The sequence below is a fragment of the Kitasatospora sp. GP30 genome, from assembly GCF_029892145.1.
Classification (GTDB): Bacteria; Actinomycetota; Actinomycetes; order Streptomycetales; family Streptomycetaceae; genus Kitasatospora; species Kitasatospora acidiphila.
In genome coordinates, this window is the sequence record NZ_JARZAH010000021.1 from 85,260 (window position 1) to 97,728 (window position 12,469).

A 12,469-nucleotide genomic window follows, 5' to 3' on the forward strand; every position below is an offset into this window, starting at 1 on the left:
GTAACCGTCAGTGAGAATCCCATTGAGGGACGGAGCGGTCCGATGCCGGGCTTCGCAAACATCATCATCATTATCGCCGTCATGGCCCTGATCGTGAGCCGCCAGTTCCGGGCTCAGAAGCTGGACGACGGCCGACGGTTCTGGTTGCTGCCGCTGATCCTCGGAGCCATTGCGCTGAGTGACCACAAGCTGATCGATTCGGCGCACCGCACGGAGTCGGTGGCCCTGCTGGCCGGCAGCATCGTCGTCATGCTGGCGATGGGCTCGGTCTGGGGCTGGACGGTGCGCCTGTGGCGGGAGAGCGACGGCAGCATCTGGATGAAGGGCACCGGGGCGACGCTGGCGGCCTGGATCGGGCTGATCGCGGTGCGGCTCGGCGTCTACGCGCTCGGCTCGGCGCTCCACGTCCACCAGGCCTCCAGCGGGCTGCTGCTGACCCTCGGCGTGCTGCTGCTCACCCGTGGTGCGGTGCTGAAGTGGCGGGCCCGGCTGGTGGACGACCCGCGCACGCTGCACCCGGTAGCGTGAACCACGGCACCGTCGTGGAAGGACCGCCCGTGCAGGTGGAGAGCCTTACCCGCTGGCCCTCGCGGGAGCTGCGCCGGGGGGACCGCTCCCGCCCCGGGCTGATGCTCTCCTGGGCCGGTCGCCTGGCGATGCTCGTGGCGGTCACCGCCGGCACCGTGGCCAGCGACCGGTTCACCGGTCTGCGGGCGGTGGTCTCCGGGGTGGGCCTGCTGGCGACCGTCCTGCTGTTCTGGCTGTTCGTCCGGCTCACCAGGAGGCGCCGGCTCAGCTGGGCGCTGGTGGTGGCGGCCCAGCTGCTGGTGGTGGCGGGGAGCGTCCACCAGGCGGGAGCCACCACGCTGGCGGACTTCACCTGGTGCGCCCTGGCGGTCATCAGCCTGGTGCGGATGCCACTGGTCGCGGCCGTGCCGATCAGCGCGGGGGCGCTGATCGGCTTCTCGGTCACCAGCCGGAACGGCTACCTGGCGCTGCTCGCCACGGTGGCCGGCCTGATCCTGGTGGGCTGGCTGATCCGGCTGGACAGCGAGGCCCAGGCCACCGCCAAGCGGTTGCAGCAGCAGGAGCACGCGGCCCGGGCGGCCGAGGCGGAGAGCGCCGCGCTGGACGAGCGGGCCCGGATCGCCCGGGAGATCCACGACGTGCTCGCCCACAGCCTCTCCGCCCAGCTGGTCCACCTGGAGGCAGCCCGGCTGATGCTGGACGGCGGGGCCGACCGCGAGCAGATCAGGGAGCGGGTGGTCGCCGCCCGTCGGATGGCGCAGGAGGGGCTCAAGGAGACCAAGCAGGCCCTCTCGGCGCTGCGCGGCGAGTTCACCGCGGTCGGGGAGTTCCTGGTCGAGCTGGCCGACCAGGAGCGGGCCGAGCTGACCGTCACCGGGACCCCTCGCCCGCTGGCCGCGGAGACCGGTCTGGCGGTGCGGCGGACGGCCCAGGAAGCCCTGACCAACATCCGCAAGCACGCTCCGGCCGCCCAGCGCACCATCCGGCTGAGCTACCTTCCCGAGGAGGTGGAGCTGGAGATCCGCAACACGGCGAGCCCGGCATCCGAGGTCTCGACCGAGTTGGCTGGCAGCGGCAGCGGGTACGGTCTGCTGGGGATGCGTGAACGTGCCGAACTGCTGGGCGGCAGCCTGCGGGCCGGCCCCGGGGCGGACGGCTGGTCGGTACTGCTGAGACTGCCCGCATGAGCGGTTGATCGGTTGAAGGGAACGGGGCGGAGCGATGACCGAGCAGGGCGGGGGCGGGACCCCGGGCACGGCGGGGCCGGCGACCAGGGTGGTGGTCGCGGACGACCAGACCGTGGTGCGCGAGGGCATCGTGATGCTGCTCGGACTGCTGCCGGGGATCGAGGTGGTCGGCGCCGCCGCGGACGGTGAGGAGGCGGTGCGCCTGGTCGCCGAACTCGCTCCGGACGTCGTGCTGATGGACCTTCGGATGCCGCGCTGCGACGGTGTGGCCGCGACCCGCCGGATCCGTGCCGAGCACCCGGGCACCGACGTGGTGGTGCTGACCACCTATGCCGACGACGACTCGCTCTTCCCCGCGCTCCAGGCGGGCGCCCGCGGCTACCTGACCAAGGACGCCGGAGCCGAGGAGATCGCCCGGGCGATCGCGGACGTCCGGGCGGGCGCGGCCGGCCTCTCCCCGCAGGTCCAACTGCGGCTGCTGGAGCGGTTCTCCGCACCGCCCGGCACCGCTGCGCCGAGCGGGTCGGCCGCACCCGCGCCGGACCCGGCACACCCGGCCACCACGCGGGGGACGCCGCACCCCGCCGCCGGGCCGTCGACGCCTCCGAGCAGTGGGCCGGCCACGCCCGCCGGTGCCGCGGCTGCGGCAGGTCCGGCGTTCCAACCGGGCGCGCTCCCGGACGGGCTGACGGTCCGTGAGGCAGAGGTCCTGGCCTTGATCGCCGACGGTCTGTCGAATGCGGAGATCGCCGCCGCGCTATTCGTCAGTCCGGCCACGGTAAAAACGCATATCAACAACCTATTTGCCAAGACTGCCGTGCGAGATCGGGCACAGGCGGTCAGTTATGCATTCCGCCACGGCATTTCTCGGAGTTCGCGGGCAGACTAGCCTCACTACATCGAGTGAATAGCCTGCCTGAATGCCGGTTTCTGCTTTCTGACACGACATCATGGTTCCGTCAGGGCGCCGTCGGTACGCCGAATGGATCTTCGGGGCGGGTCGTCCGGAGTGCCCGGTGCCGATACCTACGCCCACCGCTCGGTGGCGCATCCCGGGCCAGGAGCAGCATTGGCACAGCACGAAGTCACCGGATCGGCCGGTCGTCCGCCCCGGCAGGGGCAAGAGTTCGACTGGTGGTCGGGCTCCGGCGCGATCGGTTCCGAAGAAACCGATCAACGGTCCTCCGGCTTCCCCGGGGAGCCCGTTAACGAGCCCATTCATGAGCCCATTGATGAGCTCATGCACGAGTTCATGCGCGAGCCCATTCGAGAGCTCATGCACGACTCCCTTCACGACTCCCTTCATGAGCCCGCTCATGAGCTCAGGCATGAGTCCCTTCATGAGTCCGGTTCGCCGGCTACCCGTCCGGACTCGCCGCTGACCGCCCAGACCACCGGTCGCCCGACCGGAGGTAGATCGCAGCGGACCGGTTCGACGGCCTTCGCCGAGCCGGACGAATCCGCCCGGTCGGTGCTGTCCACCGAGTCCGCCGAGCCCGCCGAGTCCACCGGGACCACCTCGGCGATCCCGGCCCAGCGCCCGAGCGGGGTGCCGGGTTCGCCGGGCAGCCTCTCGGAGGATCGGGAGCAGGACCCGGTGGCCGCCGAGGTCTACCGGGAGGTCCAGCAGAGCCAGGCGTTCCAGGAGATCCGGCGCAGCCACCGCCGCTTCGTCTTCCCCGCCACCGCGGCCTTCGTCTGCTGGTACCTGTTCTACGTCACCGTCCTGGCGGCGGCCCCCGGTCTGATGCGCACTCAGTTGGCCGGCCCGTTCAGCGTGGCCTGGCTGCTGGGACTCCTGCAGTTCGCCTCCACCTTCGTGATCACCTGGCTCTACGCCCGCAATGCCCGCACCAAGCGTGACCGAGCCGCTCTCGGTCTGCGCTGGGACACTCAGGACCAGCTTCGATGAACCAACTTCCTCAGTTCAGCGGCTCCGGTACCCCGCTTGCCACCGTGCTGCCGCCCTTCCCGCACACCCAGCCCCCGGTCGACGGGTCGCACCACAACCTGGCCGTCGTGCTCTTCGCGCTGGTGGTCGTGATGACCCTGGCGATCACCCTCTGGGTGGGCCGGCGCGGCCAGGCGGCGGAGGACTTCTACACCGGCGGTCGCGACTTCGGCCCGTTCCAGAACGGCATCGCGCTCTCCGGGGACTACCTCTCCGCCGCCTCCTTCCTCGGCGTCACCGGTCTGATCGCCCTCTACGGCTATGACGGCATGCTCTACAGCATCGGCTTCCTGGTCGCCTGGCTGGTGGTGCTGATGTGGGTGGCCGAGCTGGTGCGCAACACCGGCCGCTACACCCTGGCCGATGTGCTGGCCACCCGGATGCGCCAGCGCCCGGTGCGGGCCGCCGCCGGCACCGCCAGCGTGGTGGTCACCCTGCTCTACCTGATCGCCCAGATGGTCGGGGCCGGCAGCCTGGTCGCCCTGCTGCTCGGCACCACCGGCGCGGCCGCCAAGACCTGGACCATCGTCGCAGTCGGCGGTCTGATGATCATCTACGTCACGATCGGCGGCATGCGGGCCACCACCTGGATCCAGATCGTCAAGGCGCTGATGCTGATGACCGGCGCGGTGCTGCTCACCGCCTGGGTGCTGGTCCGGTTCCACTTCAACCTGGCCGACCTGATGCAGACCGCCGCCCACGGCAGCCCGGCCGGGGACCGCTATCTGGAGCCGGGCCTGCTGTACGGCGAGTCGACCACCAGCCGGCTGGACTTCGTCAGCCTCGGCATGGCCCTGGTGCTGGGCACCGCCGGCCTGCCGCACATCCTGTCCCGCTTCTACACCGTGCCCACCGCCCGGGCCGCCCGGCGCTCCGTGATCTGGGCGATCGGCATGGTGGGCTGCTTCTACCTGATGACCGTCGTGCTGGGTCTGGGGGCCACCGCGCTGGTCGGCGCGAGGGCCGTCAAGACCGCCAATCCGGCGGGCAACACGGCCGTTCCGCTGCTCGCGCTCAATCTGGGCGGCGGTGAGGGCAGCACCGGCGGCACGCTGTTCTTCGCCGTCACCTCGGCCATCGCCTTCGCCACCATCCTCGCGGTGGTGGCCGGCCTGACCCTGGCCTCCTCGGTCTCGTTCGCCCATGACCTCTACGCCCAGGCCTTCCGCAGTCGGAACAAGCCGCCGGTGACGGAGCGTCAGGAGGTGGTGATGGCGCGCATCTCGGCGGTGCTGATCGGCGGTCTGGCGATCGTGCTGAGCCTCTACGCGCAGCGGCTCAACGTGGCCTTCCTGGTCTCGCTGGCCTTCGCGGTGGCCGCCTCGGCGAACCTGCCGACCCTGGTCTACAACCTGTTCTGGCGCCGGTTCACCACCCGCGGTGCCTGCTGGGCGACCTATGGCGGCCTGGTGCCGGCGCTGGTGCTGGTGTTCTTCTCGCCGGTGGTCTCCGGCGCCAGGACCGCGATGTTCCCCGGCGTGGACTTCCACTGGTTCCCGCTGGAGAACCCGGGCCTGGTCTCGATCCCGCTGGGTTTCCTGCTCGGCTGGATCGGCACCGTCAGCGGCGAGGAGAAGGCGGACCCGGACAAGTTCGCGGAGCTGGAGGTCCGTTCGCTCACCGGAGCCGGCGCGGTCTGACCGCGGGCCGACCGGTGTGACCGTGGACCCCGGGCGCGGTGGGGCGCGTCCGGGGTCCACGGCGTTCAGTGCGACTCCGTGCGGGCGGTCAGCCGTTGGAGTCGGCCGGGGTCGTGGTGGTGGTGAACCCCTCGGTCTTGTTGGCCGCGATCGCGAACTCATTGGTGAAGGTGGTGCCCAGGTTGACCTGGTCGGTCTTCACCCCGACCAGCTTCTCGGTCGCCAGCACCGTCTTCGGACCGCCGGCCGGCATCAGCCCGTCCGGCAAGAACTGGCCCTTGTCCTGGGTCAGCGCGCTGATGTAATCGTCCTTGGTGACGGTCCCGTTGGAGACGAAGCTCGACGGCAGGGCGCCCGCGATGTCGGCGGCCGAGTGGGTGTCGATCCAGTGCATGGTGGCGACCAGGGCGTTGACCACCCGCTGCGCGGCGTCCTTGTGCGAGTTGACCCAGTCGGTCTTGGCCAGCACGCCGGCCGACGGCCAGGTGCCGCCCATCGCCTGCTTGGCGCCGTCGGTGGTGGCCAGGTCGATCGCCGAGTAGCCGAGGTTCTTCTTCTGGATGGCCGTCACGGTGGGCTGGGTCGTCATCACGCAGGCGGCCTTGCCGTTCTGCAGCGCCGCGACCGCGGTGGACCCGGCGCCGACCCCGATCCGGCTGTACTGGTCGGTCTTCAGATTGCTCTGCCCGGCGAGGAACTGGGTGAGGGTGTCGGTGCCCGAGCCGAGGTCGGTGACGCCCACCGTCTTGCCCGCGAAGTCGGCCGCCGAGTGGACCCCGCTCTTGGTGGTGCACATCTCACGTTCGCCGGGCGCACCCGAGAGGTTGACGATGTCCTCCACCGCCTTCCCCTTCACCTGGAAGTCGATGGTGTGCACGTACCAGGCACCGGCCATGTCGACCTGGCCCGAGGCCATCGCGTCCTCCGCGCCGACCCCGCCGTCGGTTTCGGTGCTGAGCACCACCTTCACGCCGTACTTCTGGTAGAAGCCGAGCTGCTGGGCGAGTTGGTACGGCAGGTAGATCTGCTTGTCGATGCCGCCGACCATCAGCTTGACGGTCGGCTCGCCGCCGGCCGAACCACCGGAGCTGGAGCAGGCGGTGAGGCCGAGGCCGGCGGCGAGTGCCAGGGCGCCGGCCAGGGAGCGGGTGAGGGTCCGCGTGAGCATGGCTGCCACGTTCCTTTCGAAGCACTGCGGGGGGTGGGGGAGGGGAGGAGCGCCGCGGGGGCGGGCGGCAGCGGTCAGATGGCCGGGCTCTCCGAGGAAGCCGGCGGACGCCAGGAGAGCAGCCGCCGCTCCAGCCGGGTGATCAGCCACTCGGCGGTCAGCGCGATCACCGCGATCACCGCCATGGTGGCGAACACTCCGTTGGGGTCGAAGTTGTTCTGCGCCGTCTTGATCACCAGGCCGAGCCCGCTCTGGGCCCCGAGCACCTCGCCGACCAGCGCGCCGACGATGGCGAACCCGAAGGCGGTGTGCAGGCTGGCGATGATCCAGGTGAGCGCCGACGGCACCACCACATGGCGGACGATCTGCAGCGGAGAGGCGCCCAGCACCCGGGCGTTGGCCAGGATGTTCCGGTCCACCTCGCGCACGCCCTGGAAGGCGTTGAAGAAGACCACGAAGAACACCAGCACCGCCGCCAGCAGCACCTTGGGCGTCTCGCCGATCCCGAAGGCGACCACGAAGATCGAGCCGAGCACGATGCGCGGAATCGCGTTCACGATCTTGATGTACGGGCCGAACACCTCGGCCAGGAACCGGTTCTGCCCCAGCGCCACGCCGAACACCACCCCGGCCACCGCGCCCAGCGCGAAGCCGAACACCGCCTCCCGCAAGGTGGTCGCGATCTGGGCCCAGAACGAGCCGAACTCGGTGGCCTGGTCGCCCTGGCTGAAGAAGTCGCCGAGCCGACTGGCGATCCCACTCGGCTGCCCGAAGAAGAACGGGTCCAACCAGCCGATCGTGGTGACCAGTTGCCAACCGCCGATGGCCAGCACGGCCACCCCGAGCCGGGCCGCCAGCACCAGCAGCTTGCGCCGCCGCACCAACCGCACCCCGGGGGCGGTGGCGCGCTTGCCGCTCGGCTGCTCGGTGACCGGCGCCGCGTCGGACACGCTGCTCATGCGCCCACCTCGCAGAGCTCGGCGGAGGCATTCGCCCACGCGCACTTTTTGATGATGAGCTCGCTGCGCTCGCTCATGAAGTCTCTCCCGTCGTGCGTGCATAGGCGCGCTCGACCTCTTCGCGCAGCGACGCCCAGATCTGGTGGTGGAGTTCGAGGAACCGCGGCTGGAACCGGATGTCCTGCACCGAGCCGCGCGGCCGGGGCAGGTCGATGTCGTAGACCGCCTTCACCGAACCCGGACCCGAGGTCATCACCACCACCCGGTCGGCCAGCGCGACGGCCTCCTCCAGGTCGTGGGTGATGAAGACGACCGACGGACGCAACTGCTCCCACAAGCCGATCAGTTCGTTCGACATGATCGCCTTGGTCTGCACGTCCAGCGCCCCGAAGGGCTCGTCCATCAGCAGGATCTTCGGCTCGTTGATCAGTGCCGCGGCCATCGCCACCCGCTTGCGCATGCCGCCGGAGAGCTGGTGCGGGTGGTGGTCCTCGAACCCGGCCAGGCCCACCCGGCGCAGCCAGTCCCGGGCCGAGGCCAGCGCCTGCTTCTTCGCCACGCCCCGGAACATCGGGCCCATCGCGACATTGCCGAGCACCGTCTTCCAGGGCAGCAGCGCGTCCGCCTGGAACATGAAGCTGATGCCCTCGGTGATGCCGTCGACCTCCCGGCCACCGACCCGCACCGAGCCCTCGCTGGGCCGGTCCAGCCCGGAGACCAGGCTCAGCGTGGTGGACTTTCCGCAGCCGGTGGGTCCGACCACCGCGCAGAACTGGCCGGGTTCGACCTCGAAGGTCACGTCCCGGATCGCCGTGAACGCCTCGCCGCTCGGGGTCAGAAAGCGCTTGGTGACGCCCGAGAGCTCGATCCGGGCGTCCGCGCGGTCGGTCCGGCCGGTGGCCGGGCTCGCCGCGGTGCCGCTTCGCACAGCCATCGACACCGTCTCCTCTCCCATCGTGTTTCGGGGGTGTTTCGTGGGGTGAGCAGACGGTAGGACCGGCCCCCGCATGGCCGGGAGTCTTGCGAGCGTTCTGCGACTTCCCCGCGTTCCGCCGAGTTCTGCTCGTTCTGCGCACGGCCCAGGGGGTGGGCAAAGCCGGGCGGAGCAGGCACACTTCCGGGACGCGGCAGCGATGGGGGGAGCAGCGGGTACCGAGGAAAACGGAGGTGGGCCGGATGGTCCGACGCGGGCAGGGCCGGAAGCTGTCGGCCCGGATCCTGGTCAGCCAGCTGATCATCCTCGCCATCACCAGCGCCATCGGCTTCGTGCTGCTCGCCTACGCCCAGCGCGGCGAGCTCGACCGCGAGTACGAGCGGCGGGCACTGGCCATCGCCCAGGTCACCGCGCAGGACCCGGCGATCCGCGCGGCCATGGCGAACGGCGACCCCGACGGCACGGTGCAGGCCGCGGCCGACCGGATCAAGGACTCCGCCAAGGCCAGCTACGTGGTGGTGATCGACCTCGACGGGATCCGGCACTCCCACCCGCACCCGGAGCTGATCGGCCGGAAGGTCTCCGAGCCCCTCGCGGTGCTGGACGGACAGCCCACCACCGGCCTGGACAACGGCGACACCGGCCGGTCCGCCAACGCCAAGGCCCCGCTGCGCGGTCCGACCGGAGCGGTGATCGGCGAGGTCTCGGTCGGCATCCCGGAGAAGGACGTACTCGGCCAGCTGCGCCATGAGCTGTCCACCTTCGCGCTGTTCGCCGCGACCGCCCTCGCGGTCGGCGCCATCGCCTCCTACGTGCTGGCCCGCCGACTCAAGCGCTCCACCTTCGGCCTGGAACTGGAGGAGATCGCCGGCCTGCTGCAGGACCGCGAGGCGATGCTGCACGGCATCAAGGAGGGCGTGCTCGCCTTCGACCCGGCCGGCAGGGTCACCGTGGTCAACGGCGAGGCCCGCCGGCTGCTCGGCCTGGGCACCGCGCTCGGCTCCCGGCTGGACCGATTGCTCCCGGACGGCCGGCTGCGCCGGGCCCTGGACGGCACGCTGACCGGCACCGACCTGACGGTGCTGACCGACAGCCACTGCCTGGCCGTCAACCGGATGCCGGTGATCCTGCACGGCCGTGAACTGGGCGCGGTGGTGACCGTCCGGGATCGCACCGAACTCGTGGGCCTGCTCCGCGAGTTGGACTCGGTGCGCGGGCTGACCGATGCGCTCCGGGCGCAGCAGCACGAGTTCGCCAACCGCCTGCACACCCTGGCCGGCCTGCTGGAGCTCGGCGAGCACGAGGCCGCACTGGAGTACGCGACGGAACTGGGCCGGGCCGGCGAGCCGATGGCCGAGGAGGTCCGCGACCGGATCGCCAACCCGCTGCTGGTGGGGCTGATCGTGGCCAAGACCACGGTCGCCGCCGAGCGCGGGGTGCGGATCGTGCTGGACCAGGCCTCCCGGCTCGGCGAGCAGCCCGGCCATCTGCGCCGGCTGCTCACCGTGGTCGGCAACCTGCTGGACAACGCCGTGGAGGCGACGCAGGGGCAGGGCGGCGGCGAGGTCCGGCTGAGCCTGCTGGAGAGCGAGCGGGAGATCCTGCTGCGGGTCGCCGACACCGGGCCGGGCATCCCGCCGGGCGCCGCCGAGAAGATCTTCGAGGACGGCTGGTCGACCAGCCCGGATCGCGGCACCGCCCGGCGCGGCCTGGGGCTGGCCCTGGTGCATCGGCTGGTGCAGCGGCACGGCGGCTCGATCACCGTGAGCGAGGGGCCGGGGGCCGTCTTCACCGTGCGGTTCCCGCTGCCCGACCTCGACCCGGCGCCGCTGGGCGCGGTCTTCACGGTGGCGCCGGTGCTCCCGCGGACCGGCGACCTGGCGGAACCCCGTGACCTGGGGGAACCCCGTGACCTGTCCGAACCCCGTGACCTGGGGGAACCCCGTGACCCGTCCGCATCGCGTGAACTGGAGGCCGTCCGGTGATCAGAACCCTCGTGGTGGACGACGACTTCCGGGTCAGCGCCATCCATGCCGCCTATGTCGCCCGGGTGCCCGGCTTCGAGGTGGTCGGCCAGCGCGCCGGCGTCGCCGCGGCCGTCGATGCGGTCGCAGAGCTGGCCCCCGACCTGCTGCTGCTCGACGTCTACCTGCCCGACGGCAGCGGCCTGGAGGTGCTGCGCACACTGACCGCGGCCGGCACCGGCGGACGCCCGGACGCCCTGGTGATCACCGCCGCCCGGGACACCGCCTCGGTGCGGGCGGCCATGCAACTGGGCGCCACCGGCTACCTCGTCAAGCCGTTCGGGTTCGCCGCGCTGGCCGAACGGCTGGACGGCTACCGGGAGTTGCGCGAGCGGATGGCGGCGCTGGAAGACGAGGGAGGCGAGCACGGCCAGGCCGAGGTGGACGCGCTGTTCAGCGCGGTGCGGCCGGCCACGCTGCCGGCCGTGCCCGCCAAGGGCCACTCGGCGCCGACGCTCTCCGTGGTGCTGGCCGCGGTGCGCGGCGAGCCGGGCGACCTGTCGGCCAGCCAGGTGGCCGAGCGCACCGGCGTCTCCCGGGCCACCGCCCAGCGCTACCTCTCGTACCTGGTGCGCGAGGGCCTGGTCCGGCTGGAGCTGCGGTACGGCAGCACGGGCCGGCCGGAGCACCGGTACCGGGTGGCGGCCCGGCGCTGAGCCGGCCCGCGGCGGGGCCCGGCGGGCGCGTTCGGCGCCGGGCCCCGCGCTGCGCGATACGGCTCAAGGAGGGTTCCGCTCAAGGAGCGTCCCGATCATGGACGGTCCCGCCGATGACGGTCAGGCACGGCCCATCTGGGAGGGCCAGTAGCCGCGGGTGAGCTTGTGGATCCGCACGTTGGCGCCGGCCCTGGGGGCCTCCACATAGGTGCCGTCGCCCAGGTAGATGGCGCCGTGGTGGATCCCGCGGGCGTTGCCGTCGTACGACCAGAAGAGCAGATCGCCGCGGCGCAGCTGGCTCGCGCCGATCGGGGTGGTCGCCGCGTACTGGTCGTTGGCCACCCGCGGCAGCGAGATGCCGGCCTGGCGGAAGGACCGCTGGATCAGACCGGAGCAGTCGTAGGCGTTGGGGCCGGTGGCGCCCAGCACGAACGGCTTGCCGATCTGGGCGAGGGCGAACTTCACGGCCGCCTCGACCGAGCCGTGGGAGGCGGTGGCGGAGTGCGCACCGGCGGAGCCCTTGTTCGGCGACATGGAGCGGCGGTGGTCCGGGGTCGAACCGGTCCGGTTCAGGTAGATGTCGCGGTGGCTGGTGTAGCGCCACTCGCCGGCGGCGTTGTGGAACCAGTAGACCGAGCCGTCCCAGCCCTGGTGGATCTCCCCGCCGCCGTTGTCGTCGCCGCTCGCGGTGGAGTCGGTGGCGCTGCCGTCGTCGGCGCTCTGCACGTCGCTGCCCTGCACGTCGGCGTTCTGGTCATCGGTGGCCTGGTCGTCGGCGTTCTGCACGTCGCTGCCCTGCACGTCGGCGTTCTGGTCGTCAGCGGCCTGGTCGTCGGCGTTCTGCACGTCGCTGCCCTGCACGTCCGCGTTCTGGTCATCGGTGGCCTGGTCGTCGGCGCCCTGGTTGTCGCCGCCCTGCTCGTCGTCACTCCGGTCGTCGGCAACCGGGACGGAGTCCGAGTCGTCGCCCGCCGTCACGTCGCCCGCCGTCGTGTCGTCCGCTGTCGCCGTGACGTCGGTCGACGACGAGTCATCGGTCGCCGCCTGGGCACCGGCCGGCGTCGCGTCGTCGGCGCTGACCAGGCCCGGCCGGGCGGCCGAGGCGACGGCGACGGGCGCGGCCTGCGCCAGGTCGGCACCCAGCACGATCGAGCCGGCGCCGGCCACCAGCGCGGCGGTCAGGCCTAATCGACGGCACAGCCGACCGCCACGGCCGGCATGTGCGGCGTCCTGGACCGCCGGGTCGACGGGGACCGCGGGGCACTTCTGTTTCGGCTTCATCTCCGGTCGCATCCTTCCGTGCGCCCGGCCGGTCGGCCGGGACGGCGGCCGGCCCCGTGACCGGGGCCGCTGCCGCGCAGCACCGCGGCTTCCGGTCGGGTACGGAGGCCGCGCGAGTGGGGTGGTCCCACGGCCGCCACG

The 12,469-nt window shown here is 71.6% G+C and carries 11 protein-coding genes; 7 read left to right on the plus strand and 4 right to left on the minus strand.

Features of this window, described 5'->3' with window-relative positions; all coding sequences use genetic code 11:
• The first annotated feature begins 42 nt into the window (after positions 1 to 42).
• From P3T35_RS25495 to P3T35_RS25515, 5 genes are all read left to right on the plus strand, one after another.
• Positions 43 to 528, plus strand: a complete 486-nt coding sequence (locus tag P3T35_RS25495) for a CcdC protein domain-containing protein (protein WP_101382445.1) — start codon at positions 43 to 45, stop codon at positions 526 to 528.
• A gap of 29 nt (positions 529 to 557) precedes the next feature.
• Positions 558 to 1,715 carry a histidine kinase gene (locus P3T35_RS25500; RefSeq protein WP_280707854.1) on the plus strand — a complete coding sequence of 386 codons (1,158 nt, stop codon included), beginning with the start codon at positions 558 to 560 and terminating at the stop codon, positions 1,713 to 1,715.
• A 34-nt stretch (positions 1,716 to 1,749) separates the two neighbouring features.
• Positions 1,750 to 2,604, plus strand: coding sequence for a response regulator transcription factor (locus P3T35_RS25505; protein ID WP_101382446.1), 855 nt, complete (start codon positions 1,750 to 1,752; stop codon positions 2,602 to 2,604).
• A gap of 582 nt (positions 2,605 to 3,186) precedes the next feature.
• Positions 3,187 to 3,627: a DUF485 domain-containing protein gene (locus P3T35_RS25510; protein ID WP_280707857.1), complete on the plus strand. Its 441-nt coding sequence runs from the start codon at positions 3,187 to 3,189 to the stop codon at positions 3,625 to 3,627.
• A gap of 131 nt (positions 3,628 to 3,758) precedes the next feature.
• Positions 3,759 to 5,306, plus strand: coding sequence for a cation acetate symporter (locus P3T35_RS25515; protein WP_280707885.1), 1,548 nt, complete (start codon positions 3,759 to 3,761; stop codon positions 5,304 to 5,306).
• A gap of 88 nt (positions 5,307 to 5,394) precedes the next feature.
• Here P3T35_RS25515 and P3T35_RS25520 read toward each other — a convergent pair whose 3' ends face one another.
• From P3T35_RS25520 to P3T35_RS25530, 3 genes are all read right to left on the minus strand, one after another.
• Positions 5,395 to 6,474, minus strand: a complete 1,080-nt coding sequence (locus P3T35_RS25520) for an ABC transporter substrate-binding protein (RefSeq protein WP_101382448.1) — start codon at positions 6,472 to 6,474, stop codon at positions 5,395 to 5,397.
• A gap of 74 nt (positions 6,475 to 6,548) precedes the next feature.
• Positions 6,549 to 7,433 carry an ABC transporter permease gene (locus P3T35_RS25525; protein ID WP_101382449.1) on the minus strand — a complete coding sequence of 295 codons (885 nt, stop codon included), beginning with the start codon at positions 7,431 to 7,433 and terminating at the stop codon, positions 6,549 to 6,551.
• A gap of 73 nt (positions 7,434 to 7,506) precedes the next feature.
• Complete coding sequence (locus tag P3T35_RS25530; RefSeq protein WP_101382450.1) at positions 7,507 to 8,367, minus strand: ABC transporter ATP-binding protein; 861 nt, start codon at positions 8,365 to 8,367, stop codon at positions 7,507 to 7,509.
• Positions 8,368 to 8,609: 242 nt separating this feature from the next.
• Between P3T35_RS25530 and P3T35_RS25535 the strand changes: the two genes are divergently transcribed.
• Both P3T35_RS25535 and P3T35_RS25540 read left to right on the plus strand, forming a co-directional pair.
• Positions 8,610 to 10,352, plus strand: a complete 1,743-nt coding sequence (locus P3T35_RS25535; protein WP_101385306.1) for a sensor histidine kinase — start codon at positions 8,610 to 8,612, stop codon at positions 10,350 to 10,352.
• On the plus strand, positions 10,349 to 11,047 hold the full coding sequence (locus P3T35_RS25540; RefSeq protein ID WP_101382451.1) for a response regulator: 699 nt from the start codon (positions 10,349 to 10,351) through the stop codon (positions 11,045 to 11,047). Before P3T35_RS25535 ends, P3T35_RS25540 begins: the two co-directional genes overlap by 4 nt.
• Positions 11,048 to 11,167: 120 nt before the next feature.
• Here the strand turns inward: P3T35_RS25540 and P3T35_RS25545 are convergent, their stop codons facing one another.
• Positions 11,168 to 12,328, minus strand: coding sequence for an NlpC/P60 family protein (locus tag P3T35_RS25545; RefSeq protein ID WP_280707861.1), 1,161 nt, complete (start codon positions 12,326 to 12,328; stop codon positions 11,168 to 11,170).
• Positions 12,329 to 12,469: the final 141 nt, after the last annotated feature.